Here is a 16,806-nt window from a genome sequence, read left to right as displayed (position 1 = left end):
CGAAGAATCGGGCAGGCGTTAGCGGTATATCACCGCGCTGGCGCGAAGCGGGCCGTTGGTTTCGGGTTCGTGCATCAGGATAGGCTGAAAGTATTTCGCCCCCTGCGCATCGCTCATCTGGCTAAGGGCCTGCTCGGCCTCGTGCTCAGTGGCCATGTTATGATTGATATAGATAACGCCGAGGCTCTGCACGTCGTCCATGTTGCGGGCCTGACGTTCGGTGATTTGGATAGCTGCCAGCGCGTTGGCGCTGAAGAAAAGCGCAGCCATCATGGCGATGATTTTCAGTTTCATATACTACGCTCCTGACTGACAGTCCTGACGCTGACTCGGGGGCTCTCCTGTGGTCGTTTGGCTCTGATATAAGTGTAATCGCTGCGCGTTCGTCGCATGGCGACCTTTTCTGATGCAGTCGTTCAAAAAAATGCAGCTTCCTTTATTGGTTAATTTTAAATCACCCACTTAGCGCCACTTGGCGCTTAGTGCGAATTATTTGTGCAAATCCGCTTGTGTTCCTGGGGGGGCGCCATTAGAATGACGCGTCAATTTTTCAGCCGCCCTTTAACACGTTCCTTGCCTCCATGGGCCGCGGCTGACCCAGACAGGAGGCTGAATAATCCGTAAGGAGCAATTCGATGCGTCATTACGAAATCGTTTTTATGGTCCATCCTGACCAGAGCGAACAGGTTCCGGGCATGATCGAACGTTACACTGGTGCAATCACTGCAGCAGCAGGTACGATCCACCGTCTGGAAGACTGGGGCCGCCGTCAGCTGGCTTATCCGATCAACAAACTGCACAAAGCTCACTACGTTCTGCTGAACGTTGAAGCGCCGCAGGAAGCGATCGATGAGCTGGAAACTAACTTCCGCTTCAACGACGCCGTTATCCGCAGCATGGTAATGCGTACTAAGCACGCTGTTACCGAAGCATCTCCGATGGTTAAAGCGAAAGACGAGCGCCGTGAGCGTCGCGAAGATTTCGCCAACGAAACCGCAGATGATTCTGAAGCTGGGGATTCTGAAGAGTAATCCTGATGACCAACCGTCTGGAGCTGTCCGGCATTATTTGCAGGACTCCACTTCGTAAGGTCAGCCCGTCAGGAATTCCTCACTGCCAGTTCGTGCTTGAGCATCGTTCAGTGCAGGAGGAAGCCGGTTTTCACCGGCAGGCATGGTGTCAAATGCCCGTTATTATTAGCGGTCACGAAAACCAGGCCATTACTCACAGTATAACGGTCGGTAGCGCAGTAACCGTTCGAGGGTTCATCTCTTGCCATAAGGCAAAGAACGGCTTGAGCAAAATGGTTCTGCATGCCGAGCAGATTGAATTGATAGATTCTGGAGACTAGCCATATGGCACGTTATTTCCGTCGTCGCAAGTTCTGCCGTTTCACCGCGGAAGGCGTTCAAGAGATCGACTATAAAGATATCGCTACGCTGAAAAACTACATCACCGAAAGCGGTAAGATTGTCCCGAGCCGTATCACCGGTACCCGTGCAAAATACCAGCGTCAGCTGGCTCGCGCTATCAAACGCGCTCGCTACCTGTCCCTGCTGCCGTACACTGATCGTCATCAGTAATCGGTCACGGTCCATTAATACGACTTTGAGAGGATAAGGTAATGCAAGTTATTCTGCTTGATAAAGTAGCAAACCTGGGTAGCCTGGGTGATCAGGTTAACGTTAAAGCGGGCTACGCTCGTAACTTCCTGGTCCCGCAGGGTAAAGCTGTTCCTGCTACCAAGAAAAACGTTGAATTCTTCGAAGCACGTCGCGCTGAACTGGAAGCCAAACTGGCTGACGTTCTGTCAGCTGCTGAAGCTCGTGCTGCGCAGATCAACGCCCTGGAATCCGTAACCATCGCGTCCAAAGCTGGCGACGAAGGTAAACTGTTCGGTTCCATCGGTACTCGCGACATCGCTGACGCTGTTACTGCAGCAGGCGTTAAAGTTGCTAAGAGCGAAGTTCGCCTGCCGAACGGCGTTCTGCGTAACGTTGGCGAGCACGAAGTGGACTTCCAGGTTCACAGCGAAGTATTCGCTAAAGTTATCATCAACGTGGTTGCTGAGTAATCGGCCTCTGACGTTCTGGTAACAACAAATCGCCGGCCTTGTGCCGGCGTTTTGCTTTTTAGCGCCTTTCATTTTGCGGCGGCGTAACGCTTGCTGTCGTCTTCTCCGCTATCGCGCACGCACAAAGCTGCCGTTCGACTGGCGGGTAAACAGCACCTGCTGGCCGTTGCCGGTATCGATAGTGAGGCCGGTGACTACACCGTTGGCGTTCTGCCGAATTTGCACCGTCTGTCCACTCTGCAACGTGCTTAATGGTTTGCCAGCGCCTTCAACCTGCGCCATCGCGTAAACGTCGGTGGCCGGCAGCCCATGATCGCGGAACAGCTGGGCCAGGGTTTTACCTGACTCGATGCGATAGGTCCGCCACTGCTGCTCAATGCCCGGGGCGGACTGCTGCTGCGAGGATTGATACGGTTGGGAAGCTGGCTGTTGCGTCTGCGTCTGCGCCTGATCTGGCTGCTCGTCCTGTATCGGCTCCGGGGCGACGGGCGCCATCTGATCGGCATCGCTCACGGTCGGCGTATTGGTGATCGGCGGGAGCGGAACGGCCTGATTGCCGCCAGCTTGCGGCTGGGACTGCGACTGAAGATTCAGGTTCGCTTCGCGGCTGTTTGTCGCCGGGCTTTGGCTATCGTCGGAAGGAAGAAGGATACCGATAATGACCAACAGGAAGCCTGCGATGATACCCCGGCGGTGCATCGGGGGCAGCGGGTCCAGGAGGCGAAAATGATCCGGGGCGTGCCAGATCTTCGCCAGGGTAGATGTCAGTTCAAAGCGCCCGGGCATGGCTTTCCTCCTGCTCCGCATATTTTTATCCTGCATATGAGTATAGATGGCTAACGTCCTGATGACCGGAACAAAGTAAAGTTAACCTGCTGCCGCCTATTGTTTCTGTTTCGCTGAGATTTGTCATCATCCGCCGACAAAGTTTTACCCATTTCGCTATGGCTGTTATGCTTTCGCACGCTTTTCTCTTGATGTTTATCACCCAAAAAGGAACAAAGATGGCAACCCCAACTTTTGACACTATCGAAGCGCAGGCAAGTTACGGTATCGGCTTGCAGGTTGGACAACAGCTGAGCGAATCCGGCCTGCAGGGGCTGCTGCCGGAAGCGCTGGTGGCGGGTATCGCTGATGCGCTGGAAGGTAACCAGCCGCAGGTGCCGGTAGAAGCCGTTCACCGTGCGCTGCGTGAAATCCACGAGCGTGCTGACGCCGTACGCCGCGAACGTTTCCAGGCTATGGCCGCCGACGGCCAGAAATACCTCGATGAAAACCGCGAGAAAGAGGGTGTGAATAGCACCGAATCTGGTCTGCAGTTCCGCGTACTGACCCACGGCGAAGGCCCGATCCCGGCACGTACCGACCGCGTACGCGTGCACTACACCGGCAAACTGATCGACGGCACCGTCTTCGACAGCTCCGTCGCCCGTGGTGAGCCAGCTGAATTCCCGGTGACCGGCGTGATCGGCGGCTGGATTGAAGCGCTGACCCTGATGCCGGTCGGTTCTAAATGGGAACTGACGATCCCGCATAACCTGGCCTACGGCGAACGCGGCGCTGGCGCGTCGATTCCTCCGTTCAGCACCCTGATCTTCGAAGTTGAACTGCTGGATATTATCTAAACAGCAAAGGCTTCCTCTTCCCCTGAGGTGGGGGAAGCCGCAAAAATAGCGTAAAATCCTTAAGTTAAAAATTAATTAGAATTATGTTTTGCATTCATCGCGTATGGGTGTATTTTTGTGAGCTATTTCGCGGTGGATGAGTGATATAACACTCACTTTAAACATAAAATTAACATTATATCTAAATCATAGTATTCATCCCTCCGATTCTTACCTAATATCGACTAGCCCTTGCTGGGGTTAATGACAGACGACGGGCCATCAGAGCCTGAACAACACAGACAGGTACAACAGGAAGAAATCACATGGTAGATCAGGTTAAAGTCGCTGCTATTGAGCAGGAGCCGACTGAACAATCGCTACGGCGAAATCTCACAAACCGACATATTCAGCTGATTGCGATTGGCGGGGCGATCGGCACTGGGTTATTTATGGGTTCTGGCAAAACTATCAGCCTTGCCGGGCCATCTATTATTTTTGTTTATATGATTATCGGTTTTATGCTGTTTTTCGTTATGCGAGCCATGGGCGAATTACTGCTGTCGAACCTCGAATATAAATCCTTCAGCGATTTTGCGGCCGATCTGCTGGGGCCGTGGGCGGGTTACTTTACCGGCTGGACCTATTGGTTCTGTTGGGTCGTCACCGGAATGGCGGACGTAGTGGCGATCACCGCCTACGCGCAGTTCTGGTTTCCCGGACTCTCCGACTGGGTCGCCTCGCTGGCGGTGATCCTGCTGCTGCTGGGCCTGAACCTGGCCACCGTCAAAATGTTTGGCGAAATGGAGTTCTGGTTCGCGATGATCAAAATCGTCGCCATTGTGGCGCTAATCGTCGTCGGCCTGGTGATGGTCATGATGCATTTCAAATCGCCGACCGGCGTCGAAGCCTCTTTCGCCCATCTGTGGAATGACGGCGGCTGGTTCCCGAAAGGGCTGAGCGGCTTCTTTGCCGGCTTCCAGATTGCTGTGTTCGCCTTCGTGGGGATTGAGCTGGTGGGGACCACCGCCGCCGAAACCAAAGACCCGGAGAAATCCCTGCCACGGGCGATTAACTCCATCCCGCTGCGTATCATTATGTTCTACGTCTTCGCGCTGATTGTGATTATGTCGGTGACGCCGTGGAGCTCCGTGGTGCCGAGCAAGAGCCCGTTCGTTGAGCTGTTCGTGCTGGTCGGCCTGCCGGCGGCGGCGAGCCTGATCAACTTTGTGGTGCTGACTTCCGCAGCCTCCTCGGCCAACAGCGGCGTGTTCTCTACCAGCCGTATGTTGTTCGGTCTGGCGCAGGATGGTCAGGCGCCGAAGATGTTCGCCAAGCTGTCGAAGCGTGCGGTGCCGGCGAAGGGTTTAACCTTCTCCTGCATGTGCCTGCTGGGCGGTGTGGTCATGCTGATGGTCAACCCGAGCGTGATTGCCGCGTTCACCATGATCACCACGGTGTCGGCGATCCTGTTTATGTTCGTCTGGACGATTATCCTCTGCTCTTATCTGGTCTACCGTAAACAGCGCCCGCAGCTGCACGAGAAGTCCAAATATAAGATGCCGCTGGGCAAATTCATGTGCTGGGTGTGTATGGCCTTCTTCGTCTTCGTACTGGTGCTGTTGACCCTGGAAGATGATACCCGTGAAGCGCTGATGGTCACCCCGCTGTGGTTTGTTCTGCTGGGCGCGGGCTGGCTGTTTGCCGGCAAAAAACGTCTGGCGAAATAAAAAAGGCCACCCGGAGTGGCCAAAGTAAGACGGACAATGTCGAGGGCGCCTGCGGGCGCCTTTTTATTTTCCGGCAAGGGCGCGCGGGAACAGTACGTTATTTTCCAGACTGATGTGCTCCATCAGATCGTCAATCATCTCGTTGATACCGTTATACATCGCCTTCCAGGTGGTGCAGGCTTCCGGCGGCGGCGTCACGTTATGGGTGATGTGCTTAATGACCTCCAGCAGTTCACCCGCTTCATCGTGCTCGCTTTCCATTACGCTGATCGGCCCCCCGGCCTGGGCGCCCATCCCCTGTTTGATCATCGGGAACAGGATCTGCTCCTCTTTCATCATGTGGCTGGAGAGTTCCTGATGCAGCATGGTCAGGTATTTGGTCAGCCCTTTCGGCACGTTCGGTTTATCGGCATGCACACGTTCAACCTTGGTGGCCTGCAGGATCAGCTCCGGCAGCTGTTCGCGGTGCCGGTCGTGATAGCGGACGATGATGTGGTCAATAATCTCCGGGAGGGGCGCCGCGCGCCAGTCGCGGGAAAGAGGCTGCTCGGCCAGTTTCGCCAGCTCGGCTTCAATCACCGCGACATCCAGCGCTTTCCGCGATGCGGCGCGCGCCAGGGTCTGTTTGCCGCCGCAGCAGTAATCCATATCGTATTGACGGAACAGGGCGGAGGCGCGCGGGATGGTCAGCGCCAGCTCGCCTAAAGGTTGGTCACGGAAAGCCATAGCAGTTACCTCGTCATCAGGAATATAAGATGTATTTTAAATGCATCTTTTTGGCGAGGGAATACCCCTTAAGGAGGCCTGGCTACTTTTTTTCGTCCGTCAGCGGCTGCAGCATCGGTTTTTCCGGTCTGGCGCGTACGGCGGAGACCACGCCGAGCACCAGCAACAGGATCCCGCTCAGGGTCAGCAGCGGCGGTAAACTTTGCCGCAGCAGGAAGGTATACAGCAGCCCGGCCAGAGTTTCGAAGACGATCAGCGGCCCGAGGATCACCGTCGGCAGCCGCTGGCTGGCGATATTCCAGCACAGCGCGCCGACCCATGAGCAGAGCACCGCGATGGCCAGCATCAGCGTAATGAACACCGCCGGGCGCGGGCCGAAGGGCAGGGGAAACCCGGCCTGCTGGCCGTGCAGCCAGGCGCAGGCGGCGAGATAGCCGGCCAGCGAAACCGGAAGCGTGACCAGTGCCTGAGCGGTAGCCCACATCATCGGCGGCTGATGCGGATTTTCCCGCAACCAGCGGGCGTTGCGCAGGGCATACCAGGCCCAGCAGGCCACCGATCCCAGCGCCAGCGCGATGCCGGAGCCGTAGCGCCACGGGCTAAAATCAGGCAGCCCCTGGCGCAGTTCTGCGACGTTAACGCAGATCAGGCCCACGGCGATGCAGACCAGCGCCGGAAACAGACGCCGCCACGGCAGCTTTCCGTCGCGTTGGCTGTAGAGCAGATTGGCGAAGACCGGCAAGACCACCGGCAGCGTGCCGATAATCATGGTGGAGACCGGCGCCCCGGTGCGCTGAATGGCGCTGGCCAGGCAGACGTAATAGATAAGATTCCCCATCATCGTCAGGCCCAGCGCGGTCCACCAGTCGTTCCGGCTCAGCTGGCGCAAACGCGCGCGTCCGAGCCACGCCAGCGGCAGGGCGATCAGGCCCAGCGCCAGATAGCGTCCCATTGACTGCAGCATCGCCGGGTACTCTGGCACCAGCAAAGGCCCGACAAAAATTAATCCCCACATCAGCCCCGCCAGCAGGGCGTACAGCACACCACTAATCATCATTGCATCCGTTGTCATCACAGTTGTCTGCAGTGTAGAAGGGGGCCGGGCAGGAATATTGTATGAGATTGCGCATTAGCGCCTGGCGACCTGCTTCTGATAGCGCACCGGCGTAATGCCGTAACGCAGGGTGAAGGCGCGGGTCAGGTGGGACTGGTCGGTGAGGCCGACGGCTATCGCCACTTCGGCGGCGGGCATACCGTGGGTGAGAAATGCCTTGGCGCGCCACAGACGGATGGCCATCAGCATCTGATGGGGTGTCACGTGATAGTGGGCTTTAAACTGGCGCTGAAAGTGGTACGGGCTAAGCGCCGCCACCTGCGCCAGCTCGTCGAGGGTGATGGGGCGCATATAGTTATCGTGCAGGTAGTCGCGCACGCGGTCGAAGCGATGCCCGGCCTCACCCTGCGCAGAGGCATGGTGGGCCAGAGGGCGGAAGGCGTCGATGAGGTCGAGCAGCATTCCCTGCTGGGCCAGCGGATCGTCGCTATGCCACAGGCCATAAATCAGCTGGCCAATCTGTCGGGAACGCAGGGGATCCTCGCGGACCACCTCGCTGAACCACCAGTCGCGTACCCCGGTGATGGCTTCCAGACGGTCCGGCTCCAGATAAATCATCCGGTAGCGCCAGCCGTCAGCGGTTTCCGCTTCGCCGGTATGCAGCTCGTCGGGATTCATGGTGACAATGGCGTTCGCGGCGGCGATATGCTGGCTGCCGCGGTAGCGAAAGCGTTCAGCGCCTTGCTCAATCACGCCGATGCCGAAGGCTTCGTGGGTATGGGGTTCAAAGGCGTAGCGGGAGATATGGGCGTGGTAGAGCTCCACCCCGGGCAGCTGTTCGAGATGGCGAAAGCGCGCGCGGTCTTTTTCATCACTAAATTGGGGTGGTACGCCCTGCATGCCTGCCTCCCGACGGTTATCCCTTCAATATGAGAGAGGAACCGCCGGGACGCAACCGCAAAAGCTGAGAGGGGTGGTTACAGAATGCCTTTCACGCTTTCAGCAAGGGAGGTGGTCGGACGGCCGATCAGCGTACTCAGGGTGCGGCTGTCGTCAAACAGCCCGCCTTTCGACGCGCCGACATCGGAATCCGCCAGCATATCCGCCAGACCCGCCGGCAGACCGACGCTTTTCAGCGCGGCGGCGAAATCGGCTTCGCTGAGGTTCTGGTAGACCACGTTTTTTCCGCTTTGCGTGCTCAGCTCAGCAGCCAGGTCGCTCAGCGTCCAGGCGTTATCACCCGCCAGTTCGTAAATCTTCCCTTCATGGCCTTCACCAGCGATAACGCGGGCGGCAGCGGCGGCATAATCCGCGCGGGTGGCGGAGGCAATTTTACCCTCGCCGGCGGCACCGATAAACACGCCATGCTCCAGCGCCGGCGGTGCGCTGGCCAGATAGTTTTCGGTATACCAGCCATTGCGCAGCAGGGCGTAAGCGATACCAGAGTCGGCCAGCATCTGCTCGGTTTCAATATGCTCTGCGGCCAGGCCCAGCGGCGAGGTGTCGGCGTGCAGCAGGCTGGTGTAGGCGATGAATGTCACCCCAGCGGCTTTGGCGGCGTTGATGACGTTGCGGTGCTGAACGGCGCGCTGACCGACTTCGCTGGAGGAGATTAACAGCAGTTTATCCACGCCCTGCAGCGCGGCGGTCAGTGCCGCTTCGTCGCTATAGTCGGCCTGACGGACAACGACGCCCTGCTGGCTGAGGGACTGGGCTTTGGCCGGGTTGCGGACAATCGCCACAATCTGGCTGGCAGGGACGGTTTTTAACAGGTCTTGCAGAACGTAGTGGCCAAGCTGGCCGGTGGCACCGGTAAGGGCGATCATGGGTCTTCTCCTTCGTGTTTAGTGGCAGTTGTGGTAAGCTAACACCTTAACTAACTTTTAGTAAGTACGTACAAAAAGGTAAGTGTGAAAATGGCCGAACCGACGCTGAGCGAGAAACTGCGCAACGGCAACCTGTTTGCGGAACAGTGCCCGTCGCGCGATGTGCTTAAACATGTCACCAGTCGCTGGGGCGTGTTGATTCTGGTGGCGCTGCGCGAGGGGACCCATCGCTTCAGCGATCTGCGCCGCAAAATGGGCGGGGTCAGCGAAAAGATGCTGGCGCAGTCGCTGCAGGCCCTGGAGCAGGATGGTTTTATCGACCGCGTCTCTTATCCGGTGGTGCCGCCACACGTTGAATATAGCCTGACGCCGCTCGGCCTGCAGGTGAGCGAGAAAGTGGCGGCGCTGGCGGACTGGATCGAGAGCAATCTGCCTGCGGTGTTGGCTAACCACGGGGAGTGAAAATGTATCACTCCTGTAGCCCCGCCACCGGGGAGATGTACCCGGATAGCGGCTGGCGCCTTATCCGGGCTACCCGTCAGCCTCGGTTTGTAGCCCCGGTAAGCGCAGCGCCACCGGGGAGATATTCCCGGATAGCGGCTGGCGCCTTATCCGGGCTACCCGTCAGCTCCGGTTTGTAGCCCCGGTAAGCGCAGCGCCACCGGGGAGATGTACTCGGATAACGGCTGGCGCCTTATCCGGGCTACCCGTCAGCCCCGGTTTGTAGCCCCGGTAAGCGCAGCGGCACCGGGGAGATGTACCCGGATAGCGGCTGGCGCCTTATCCGGGCTACCCGTCAGCCCCGGTTTGTAGCCCCGGTAAGCGCAGCGCCATCGGGGAACAGGCATTACTTGCTCAAATCCAGCTGATAAATGGCGAAGCCGATATCATCGGTGGCCACCTGGCGCATTGGATACTGTGCTTTCTCTTTGATAAACGCCGCGGCTTTGTCGCCTGGCGAGGTCTCAAAACGAATATCCAACGGCGTGTTGCTGTGGATCGGCGCCAGACGCCAGTTGTTATCCGCCGCCGGATGGATCGCGCCATCCTTCTTCGATTGCGCGCCTATCCACGCCGCCAGCACTGAACGGTTTTCATCCGGTGAGGCAAAGGCGATATGGCTCTCACCGGTGCCGGCGAATTTGCCGCCGTAAGCGCGATAGTTATTGGTCGCGACCAGGAAAGTGGCCTGCGGATCGACAGGTTTACCGTTAAAGGTCAGGTGCTTAATACGCTCTGCCTGCGGATGGATCATCTGACATTCGCCGTCGTAGCGGGCCGGCTGGGTGACGTCAATCTGGTAGTTCACCCCGTCAATGACGTCGAAGTTATAGGTGCGGAAGCCGTCCCAGTTGATCAGCGACTGCGGCTTGCTGCTGGCGGGATCGATCTGGTTAAACTGTCCGGCGGAGCACTCCAGCCACTCCTTGACCTCTTTCCCGCTGACCTTCATCACCACCAGGGTGTTGGGGTAGAGATAGAGGTCGGCGGCATTGCGGAAGGTGAGCTGACCTTTCTCCACTTCGACAAAGCTCGCCGGATCGTTTTTACGTCCGCCGACTTTAAACGGCGCGGCGGCGGAGAGCACCGGCAGCTTCGCCAGATCCGGGTCGCCCTGAATATAGTGTTCTACATAGGCTTTCTGCGCCATGTTGACCACCTGCACCGTCGGGTCGTCCTGCACCAGCGCCAGATAGCTGTACATGTTGTCGGCGGACTTGCCGATCGGCTTGCTGACGAATTCGCGAGTGGCGTCGTGGTCGGCTTTCAGCACCGCCACCAGCTTGCCGTCTTCGGCCGCCAGCGATTTCTTCGCCACCGCGTCATAGATTGGCCGCGCTTCCGCTCTATTCTGAGTTACCTGCCATTTGCCGCTGTCGTTGTTCAGCACCAGATCAACCACCCCGAGATGATCGCCCCACATTCCCGGCATCACCGCCGGTACGCCGTTCAGCGTTCCTTTGGCGATATCCGCGCCTTTGATGTTGGCGAAGTCTTTACCCGGGAACACCGCGTGGGCATGGCCGAACATAATGGCGTCCACGCCGGGCACCTGGCTTAAGTAGTAGACCGAGTTTTCGGCCATCGCCTGATACGGGTCGGCGGAGAGGCCGGAGTGCGCGACCACGACCACCACATCAGCCCCTTTCGCCCGCATCTCCGGGATATATTTGCGCGCGGTTTCGGTAATGTCGTTGACCGTCACTTTACCGCTGAGATTGGCTTTATCCCAGGTCATGATCTGCGGCGGCACAAAACCGATATAGCCGATGCGCAGAGTATGGGGTTGACCATCGCTGTCCACGACCCGGGTATCCTGGATCAGGTACGGCGTAAACATCGGTTTGCCAGTTTTGGCATCGATGATATTGGCGTTCACGTAGGGGAATTTCGCCCCGGCCAGCGCCTTATGCAGGAAGTCGAGGCCATAATTGAATTCATGGTTGCCCAGGTTGCCGACGGCGTAATTCAGGGTATTCATCGCCTTATACACCGGATGCACATCGCCTTCTTTCAACCCTTTCGCGGCCATGTAGTCGCCTAACGGGCTCCCCTGGATAACATCCCCGTTATCCACCAGCACGCTGTTTTTCGCTTCTGCCCGCGCCTGTTCGATCAGGGTGGCGGTACGGACCAGGCCGAATTTCTCCGTGGCGGCATCTTTGTAATAGTCAAAGTCCATCATATTGCTGTGCAGATCGGTGGTTTCCATGATCCGCAGGTCGACCGTCGCGGCGTTGACGCTGGCGGCGATCAGCGTGGCCAGGAGCGTTGCGCTAAACTTAATCATCAGAGGCGTCCTTTTTTTATGAGCGATAGCACAGTAGAAAATGTATTTATATTCTGTTGCTTACAGAAATGTGAATCTTGCCAGAAAAGCGGGCATAGAAACCGCCATCGTTATCACAGATAGCGGAACTCGCGGTGATGCGATATAAATAAAACAACGAGTTAACGCCACTGTAACCAGACGAGGTGGAGAATGTTAGAACAAGTATGTCAGCTTGCACGGAACGCGGGCGATGCCATCATGGAAGTCTACGATGGAAACCAGCCGATCAACGTCGCCAGCAAGAAAGATGATTCTCCGGTCACGGCGGCGGATATCGCAGCGCATAAAGTCATTGTCAGTGGCCTGCAGGCGCTGGATCCTGATACCCCGATCCTCTCCGAGGAGGACCCGCCGTCCTGGGAAGTGCGCCAGCACTGGCAGCGCTACTGGCTGGTCGACCCGCTGGACGGCACCAAAGAGTTTATTAAGCGTAACGGCGAATTCACCGTCAATATCGCGCTGATTGAAAACGGCAAGCCGACGCTGGGCGTGGTCTATGCCCCGGTGATGAAGGTGATGTACAGCGCGGAAAAAGGCAAAGCGTGGAAAGAAGAGTGCGGGGTGCGCAAGCAGATCCAGGTCCGCGATGCCCGTCCGCCGCTGGTGGTGATCAGTCGCTCTCACGGTAACGATCCGGAGCTGCAGGAGTATCTTGAGCAACTGGGCGAGCATCAAACCACTTCTATCGGATCTTCGCTGAAGTTCTGCCTGGTGGCGGAAGGCCAGGCCCAGCTCTATCCGCGCTTCGGGCCGACCAGCACCTGGGACACTGCCGCCGGCCACGCGGTCGCGGTGGCCGCCGGGGCGCATGTTCACGACTGGCAGGGCAAAACCCTCGACTACACGCCGCGTGAATCCTTCCTCAACCCAGGCTTCCGGGTCTCTATTTATTAAGCAATTTATGCAGCAGGTCGATGACCTGCTGCACCTCCTGCTGGGTCAGCGCACCGTCTTTGGCCCACTTTACGCGACCGTCCTTATCCAGCACCACGATCGCGGAACTCTTCTCGTCCAGTTGCCAGGCTTTATGCACCAGCCCGTTGCTGTCGACGATAAACTGCGACCATGGAAAAAGCTTTTTATTACTCTCAATGCTGCTGCGCACGAACATGCCGGTGCCCGGAATGGCATCGTCGGTGTTAACGATGGTGGTAGTCTGGTAACGATCGTGCGGGAAACCTGCCGCTTTAATCGCCTCGATCAGGTTGGCATTTTTCTCTTTGGCTGACGAGCGACCGGCAATGTGCTGGATAACTCGCACTTTTCCCACCAGCTGCGAGCTGTTCCAGTTTTTATAGCTAAACTTATCCTTATCCAGAATGAGTTCTCCCCGATCCGCGACGCCGACCGGCGCCACACGCTGGCCGTCGACGAAGTTATGCGCTGTGGCCAGCAGCGGGAGAAGCAGTAACGAGGCGGCCAGTATGCTACGTAGGGTCATGCGTAATCCTTATCATTTTTATGCAGGTGATCCGACCACTTGGTCTCGTTTAATCATAAGTGCGATTGGCGGCGATTACCCGCAATGAGGATGCCAGTTTGCGTGTTGACGCACAAATTAGTAGAAAAATGGCGACTTATACTTACTTCATCGTATGTCCGAAACGAAAATTCTGAATTATTGTCATCAAACGGTAAATAAACTTATACACACTGGGTCCCTCTGAGATTCTGGACTATAGTTTTAGGGCATTAAAATTTGCGCTCCCGATACGTGGGCTAACTGTGGCACCACAGGAGCGTAACCCTGGCAGGAGAGAAGAATGAAAATTTTCCAACGCTACAATCCGCTGCAAGTGGCGAAGTACGTGAAGATCCTGTTTCGTGGACGGTTGTACATCAAGGACGTTGGCGCATTTGAATTTGATAAGGGCAAAATCCTTATCCCGAAGGTCAAGGACAAGCTGCATCTGTCAGTGATGTCCGAAGTCAATCGTCAGGTGTTGCGTCTGCAAACTGAGATGGCATAACCTGAAACGTAGCAGTACGTAGTAGGTAAAAGACGGCTCCCGATGGGAGCCGTTGATGTTTTTAGCCCTTCATTTCCGCATAGCGTTTGCGATATTCGCCCGGTGGGACTCCGTTATGTTTACGAAAAAGGCGGGTGAAATAGACCGGATCGCTGTAACCCACCGATAAAGCAATTTTGTTTAGTGGGAGCGAGGTGCTCTGAATAAGCCACCTGGCGCGGTTGATGCGCTGTGTTTCCCGCCACGCATAGACCGTTTGCCCCAGTTCATTTTTGAAAAGGTGCGCCAGACGTGAAGGGGAGATAAACACCATCGCCGCCAGGGTCTCGATTTTTACCTCCTGCGCAATATGGGCGTTAAGATAGTCGCAGATGGCGTTAATCCGTGGGTCGTGGGCATGGCGGTTGCTAATGGGCTGCTGCTGAAAACAGCGGAGAATTAATCTCTCCAGCGCGTTCATTGCCAGCGCTTCTGACAGCGGTACGGACGCAGAGTGGTGGCGTATTACTTCGTAGAAAAGATCGCGCAGCTGCTGGAGCTGGTCGGGATCGTTAATGGTTGTTTTGCCGATACCGTGGGTGGTTTGGTCCCACTTTAGCCAGTCTATCCAGTAGGGGCGGGGGATAAAGTAGATCCACAGATGGTCCCAGTACTCGCTGTGTTCGTCCCTGCCGTAATGATGGGGCACGCCGGGAGGAAACAGCAACAGATCGTTTTCCCGGCACAGCAGGAAGCCATCGCCCGCTTTCGCCCGCGCCTGGCCGCGCAGGGTCAGATTAATGATGTAACCTTTCATCCCCTGCGGGCGATTAATGTAGTAGTCCAGCGTGGAGCCGCGGGTAATCGGCGTGAAGCCTGCGACGACCCAGGCATTGAAGGTAAAGGTCTTCATCAATGGCGAGAAATTGAGTAGCTCATTGATATCCAGTTCCATTCTTTCTCCCACCTGGGCGCCGCCGCGTCGTTAGCTTTCGATGATAGTAAATTCCCAGGCCCTGAGGCGCAACGGCTGGCCGACGTCTACAGCCTCCCCGCTCAGCAGCGCGGTACCCGCGGTCTCGCTGACAACATCCAGCGCCTCGCCGGAGTAATTGAACAGGAAGTGGATAGTATTTCCGGCTCGGTTACGCATCTTTTTAACCACTAACGGATAGCGATAGGCGGAAGTTCGCGAGTTCAGCGTGAGATCCGCCGTCAGGACATCAAACAGCTGGCTAATCAGGCGCTTGTGCGGCAGGAAGCCAACGTACAGGGCGCGTCCCTGACCGTAATCCGCCGCCGTTGCGGCGGCGTATTCGCCCCATGCCGGATGCTGATAGCGCAGCAGTGTGCGGGTTCCGCCATCGGGCGTCAGCAATTCCATCCACAGCTCAGCCTGATTATCATTGCGGCAATCAATCTCTGCGCAGCATGAGCTTACCGTCGTCCCTTCCGGCAGGGTGAACTGGCTGTAGCTGACGCCGCAGCTCTGGCGCAAAATCCCCGGCTGCGCGCTGTTGCGCACCTTGACATTTTCATCGCTAAAGCCTGATTTAAAGCCGATCAGCGCTCTGCCGCCCCGGGCGATATAGTCGTTAATCCGTGTTAGCAGGCCATCATCGGCGGCGTACAGACCAGGAACGAGCAGTACCCGGTAGCGCGAGGTTTCCTCGTTCACATCGTGGATGATGTCGAGGCTGATATTGTGGTCATACAGCGCATCGTGGAAGCGGCGGAAGATATCGTTATAAATGTTGCCCTCGGCATCGCCGGGACGGAAGTGATTGAGGGCGTCCATCGCCTCATTGCTTATTAGCAACGCGACGTCATTTTCGGCCTTCAGCTCCGCCAGCTGCGGCGACAGGCGGGCGAAATCGGCGCCGATGGTGGTGGCTTCCTGCCAGGTTGGGTTGCGCGAGAAGTCGTGGCTGAGCAGCCCCTTCCAGTAGGTTTCGAAGGCGTTATGAATCGAATGCCAGTGCCAGTAGGAGACCATGGCGGCGCCGGAGGCGATATGGCTGAATGCCTGCAGGCGTAGCTGGCCCGGGAAGGGGGTCCACTGGGCGAAGCCCTGAGCCTGGGTTTCCAGTACGAAGTAGTTCTGACCCGGCTTAAGCGAGCGGGTGATGGCGCCGCCAAAGGCGATTTCCCGCCCGGTCAGGTGCGCCTGGCTCGGGTGATAGATATCGACGCCGGCGATATCCAGCGCCTGCGCCGCCGCAAAATGGTCGACCCGCGGCTGCACGCCGTAAGAGTAACCGCGCCATTCGAAATCGAAGTTGTGGGTGACGAACTGGTGCGGCTGGGCGTATTCCCGAACGATGGCCGCCTGCCAGGCCAGATACTCGGTGACCTGCTGACGCTGATAGCGGGAGAAGGCGCAGGCGAGGCTGGCGTTGATGGTGTTTTCCACCGGCGGAAAATCCTGCCAGCGGTCAATGCGGTTGCTCCAGTAATCCAGGCCGAAATCGCGATTCAGCTGCCGGAGGTCAGGATATTTCTCCTGCAGGCTGCGCACGAAGCCCTCCTGCATATAGCGGCCAATATTGTCGAAATGCTTGGTTTCGTTATCCAGTTGCCAGCCGATAATCGCCGGATGCTGCTGCACATGGGCCATCAGCGTGCGGATAATTTTTTCGGCATAGCGGCGAAAGGTCGGATTGACGATATCCATGATCTGCCGCGGGCCATATTTTTGCTGCCCCGCGACGGTGGTGACCAGAATATCGGGATGTTTCGCCGCCAGCCAGGCCGGTACCGCATAGGTCGGCGTCCCGACGATGACCGCAATGCCGGCCTCATGCATCGCCTCCAGCACCCGGTCGATATGGTAGAAATTGTAATGGCCCTCTTCAGGCTCCAGCGTACTCCAGGTGGACTCGGCAATACGCACCACGTTAATGCCGGTTTCGCGCATTAAGGCGATATCCTTAGCCAGCCGATCTTCCGGCATATATTCATCGTAATACGCCACGCCATAAAATAAATGAGACATACACACTACCTCCTG

At 57.1% G+C, this 16,806-nt stretch carries 19 protein-coding genes; 9 read left to right on the top strand and 10 right to left on the bottom strand.

The window, feature by feature from the left end:
* Positions 1-18 precede the first annotated feature (18 nt).
* On the bottom strand, positions 19-294 hold the full coding sequence (locus AS136_RS11855; RefSeq protein ID WP_002885689.1) for a YdgH/BhsA/McbA family protein: 276 nt from the start codon (positions 292-294) through the stop codon (positions 19-21).
* Between the two features lie 341 nt (positions 295-635).
* On the opposite strand from AS136_RS11855, the gene rpsF reads away from it, so the two are divergent.
* From rpsF to rplI, 4 genes are read left to right on the top strand one after another with little or no spacing between them, the layout of a single operon-like run.
* Positions 636-1,031, top strand: coding sequence for a 30S ribosomal protein S6 (gene rpsF, locus AS136_RS11850; RefSeq protein WP_008807174.1), 396 nt, complete (start codon positions 636-638; stop codon positions 1,029-1,031).
* 5 nt (positions 1,032-1,036) lie between these two features.
* Complete coding sequence (priB, locus tag AS136_RS11845; protein WP_002885722.1) at positions 1,037-1,351, top strand: primosomal replication protein N; 315 nt, start codon at positions 1,037-1,039, stop codon at positions 1,349-1,351.
* 4 nt (positions 1,352-1,355) lie between these two features.
* Positions 1,356-1,583, top strand: a complete 228-nt coding sequence (gene rpsR / locus AS136_RS11840) for a 30S ribosomal protein S18 (RefSeq protein WP_000135199.1) — start codon at positions 1,356-1,358, stop codon at positions 1,581-1,583.
* A 41-nt stretch (positions 1,584-1,624) separates the two neighbouring features.
* Complete coding sequence (gene rplI / locus AS136_RS11835; RefSeq protein ID WP_008807173.1) at positions 1,625-2,074, top strand: 50S ribosomal protein L9; 450 nt, start codon at positions 1,625-1,627, stop codon at positions 2,072-2,074.
* Positions 2,075-2,182: 108 nt separating this feature from the next.
* Here the strand turns inward: rplI and AS136_RS11830 are convergent, their stop codons facing one another.
* Positions 2,183-2,860 carry a LysM-like peptidoglycan-binding domain-containing protein gene (locus AS136_RS11830; RefSeq protein WP_016160154.1) on the bottom strand — a complete coding sequence of 226 codons (678 nt, stop codon included), beginning with the start codon at positions 2,858-2,860 and terminating at the stop codon, positions 2,183-2,185.
* A 218-nt stretch (positions 2,861-3,078) separates the two neighbouring features.
* Between AS136_RS11830 and fklB the strand changes: the two genes are divergently transcribed.
* Positions 3,079-3,699: an FKBP-type peptidyl-prolyl cis-trans isomerase gene (fklB, locus tag AS136_RS11825; RefSeq protein WP_063266792.1), complete on the top strand. Its 621-nt coding sequence runs from the start codon at positions 3,079-3,081 to the stop codon at positions 3,697-3,699.
* Positions 3,700-4,004: 305 nt separating this feature from the next.
* Positions 4,005-5,408 (top strand): D-serine/D-alanine/glycine transporter, encoded by a 1,404-nt coding sequence (gene cycA / locus AS136_RS11820; protein WP_023323511.1) that lies wholly within the window; start codon positions 4,005-4,007, stop codon positions 5,406-5,408.
* A gap of 63 nt (positions 5,409-5,471) precedes the next feature.
* Here the strand turns inward: cycA and ytfE are convergent, their stop codons facing one another.
* The 4 genes from ytfE to AS136_RS11800 all read right to left on the bottom strand — a co-directional run bounded on the left by ytfE (position 5,472) and on the right by AS136_RS11800 (position 9,014).
* Positions 5,472-6,134: an iron-sulfur cluster repair protein YtfE gene (ytfE, locus tag AS136_RS11815; protein WP_012543104.1), complete on the bottom strand. Its 663-nt coding sequence runs from the start codon at positions 6,132-6,134 to the stop codon at positions 5,472-5,474.
* Between the two features lie 82 nt (positions 6,135-6,216).
* Entirely contained in the window at positions 6,217-7,188 is a 972-nt protein-coding gene (locus AS136_RS11810) for a DMT family transporter (RefSeq protein ID WP_023323512.1), read from the bottom strand.
* Positions 7,189-7,263: 75 nt separating this feature from the next.
* Positions 7,264-8,088 carry an AraC family transcriptional regulator gene (locus AS136_RS11805; RefSeq protein ID WP_012969104.1) on the bottom strand — a complete coding sequence of 275 codons (825 nt, stop codon included), beginning with the start codon at positions 8,086-8,088 and terminating at the stop codon, positions 7,264-7,266.
* 77 nt (positions 8,089-8,165) lie between these two features.
* A complete protein-coding gene (locus tag AS136_RS11800; RefSeq protein ID WP_008807166.1) occupies positions 8,166-9,014 on the bottom strand; it encodes an SDR family oxidoreductase in 849 nt (282 codons plus the stop codon).
* 90 nt (positions 9,015-9,104) lie between these two features.
* On the opposite strand from AS136_RS11800, the gene AS136_RS11795 reads away from it, so the two are divergent.
* Positions 9,105-9,476, top strand: a complete 372-nt coding sequence (locus AS136_RS11795; RefSeq protein ID WP_012543100.1) for a winged helix-turn-helix transcriptional regulator — start codon at positions 9,105-9,107, stop codon at positions 9,474-9,476.
* 385 nt (positions 9,477-9,861) lie between these two features.
* Here the strand turns inward: AS136_RS11795 and cpdB are convergent, their stop codons facing one another.
* On the bottom strand, positions 9,862-11,805 hold the full coding sequence (gene cpdB / locus AS136_RS11790) for a 2',3'-cyclic-nucleotide 2'-phosphodiesterase (protein WP_023323514.1): 1,944 nt from the start codon (positions 11,803-11,805) through the stop codon (positions 9,862-9,864).
* A 192-nt stretch (positions 11,806-11,997) separates the two neighbouring features.
* On the opposite strand from cpdB, the gene cysQ reads away from it, so the two are divergent.
* Positions 11,998-12,741 carry a 3'(2'),5'-bisphosphate nucleotidase CysQ gene (gene cysQ / locus AS136_RS11785; protein ID WP_008807163.1) on the top strand — a complete coding sequence of 248 codons (744 nt, stop codon included), beginning with the start codon at positions 11,998-12,000 and terminating at the stop codon, positions 12,739-12,741.
* Here the strand turns inward: cysQ and AS136_RS11780 are convergent.
* Positions 12,731-13,288, bottom strand: coding sequence for a YtfJ family protein (locus AS136_RS11780; protein ID WP_023323515.1), 558 nt, complete (start codon positions 13,286-13,288; stop codon positions 12,731-12,733). The genes cysQ and AS136_RS11780 overlap by 11 nt on opposite strands.
* Positions 13,289-13,610: 322 nt before the next feature.
* Here AS136_RS11780 and AS136_RS11775 point away from each other — a divergent pair, with 322 nt between their 5' ends.
* Positions 13,611-13,817 (top strand): DUF1107 domain-containing protein, encoded by a 207-nt coding sequence (locus tag AS136_RS11775; RefSeq protein ID WP_002886707.1) that lies wholly within the window; start codon positions 13,611-13,613, stop codon positions 13,815-13,817.
* Between the two features lie 61 nt (positions 13,818-13,878).
* Here the strand turns inward: AS136_RS11775 and araC are convergent, their stop codons facing one another.
* Together araC and AS136_RS11765 are read right to left on the bottom strand one after the other, a co-directional pair.
* Positions 13,879-14,751 (bottom strand): arabinose operon transcriptional regulator AraC, encoded by an 873-nt coding sequence (gene araC / locus AS136_RS11770; protein WP_012969101.1) that lies wholly within the window; start codon positions 14,749-14,751, stop codon positions 13,879-13,881.
* Between the two features lie 30 nt (positions 14,752-14,781).
* Positions 14,782-16,791: a beta-galactosidase gene (locus AS136_RS11765; RefSeq protein WP_023323516.1), complete on the bottom strand. Its 2,010-nt coding sequence runs from the start codon at positions 16,789-16,791 to the stop codon at positions 14,782-14,784.
* Positions 16,792-16,806: the final 15 nt, after the last annotated feature.

This window comes from Klebsiella sp. D5A, from assembly GCF_001620885.1.
Taxonomy (GTDB): domain Bacteria; phylum Pseudomonadota; class Gammaproteobacteria; order Enterobacterales; family Enterobacteriaceae; genus Klebsiella; species Klebsiella variicola.
The sequence above is the reverse complement of the archived record's forward strand: the minus strand, read 5'-3'. Positions and strand labels throughout refer to the sequence as shown.

Coding starts and splice junctions, on each gene's coding strand:
- AS136_RS11855 (WP_002885689.1), bottom strand. CDS start 294: ATGAAACTGAAAATCATCGCCATGATGGCTGCGCTTTTCTTCAGCGCC.
- rpsF (WP_008807174.1), top strand. CDS start 636: ATGCGTCATTACGAAATCGTTTTTATGGTCCATCCTGACCAGAGCGAA.
- priB (WP_002885722.1), top strand. CDS start 1,037: ATGACCAACCGTCTGGAGCTGTCCGGCATTATTTGCAGGACTCCACTT.
- rpsR (WP_000135199.1), top strand. CDS start 1,356: ATGGCACGTTATTTCCGTCGTCGCAAGTTCTGCCGTTTCACCGCGGAA.
- rplI (WP_008807173.1), top strand. CDS start 1,625: ATGCAAGTTATTCTGCTTGATAAAGTAGCAAACCTGGGTAGCCTGGGT.
- AS136_RS11830 (WP_016160154.1), bottom strand. CDS start 2,860: ATGCCCGGGCGCTTTGAACTGACATCTACCCTGGCGAAGATCTGGCAC.
- fklB (WP_063266792.1), top strand. CDS start 3,079: ATGGCAACCCCAACTTTTGACACTATCGAAGCGCAGGCAAGTTACGGT.
- cycA (WP_023323511.1), top strand. CDS start 4,005: ATGGTAGATCAGGTTAAAGTCGCTGCTATTGAGCAGGAGCCGACTGAA.
- ytfE (WP_012543104.1), bottom strand. CDS start 6,134: ATGGCTTTCCGTGACCAACCTTTAGGCGAGCTGGCGCTGACCATCCCG.
- AS136_RS11810 (WP_023323512.1), bottom strand. CDS start 7,188: ATGATTAGTGGTGTGCTGTACGCCCTGCTGGCGGGGCTGATGTGGGGA.
- AS136_RS11805 (WP_012969104.1), bottom strand. CDS start 8,088: ATGCAGGGCGTACCACCCCAATTTAGTGATGAAAAAGACCGCGCGCGC.
- AS136_RS11800 (WP_008807166.1), bottom strand. CDS start 9,014: ATGATCGCCCTTACCGGTGCCACCGGCCAGCTTGGCCACTACGTTCTG.
- AS136_RS11795 (WP_012543100.1), top strand. CDS start 9,105: ATGGCCGAACCGACGCTGAGCGAGAAACTGCGCAACGGCAACCTGTTT.
- cpdB (WP_023323514.1), bottom strand. CDS start 11,805: ATGATTAAGTTTAGCGCAACGCTCCTGGCCACGCTGATCGCCGCCAGC.
- cysQ (WP_008807163.1), top strand. CDS start 11,998: ATGTTAGAACAAGTATGTCAGCTTGCACGGAACGCGGGCGATGCCATC.
- AS136_RS11780 (WP_023323515.1), bottom strand. CDS start 13,288: ATGACCCTACGTAGCATACTGGCCGCCTCGTTACTGCTTCTCCCGCTG.
- AS136_RS11775 (WP_002886707.1), top strand. CDS start 13,611: ATGAAAATTTTCCAACGCTACAATCCGCTGCAAGTGGCGAAGTACGTG.
- araC (WP_012969101.1), bottom strand. CDS start 14,751: ATGGAACTGGATATCAATGAGCTACTCAATTTCTCGCCATTGATGAAG.
- AS136_RS11765 (WP_023323516.1), bottom strand. CDS start 16,791: ATGTCTCATTTATTTTATGGCGTGGCGTATTACGATGAATATATGCCG.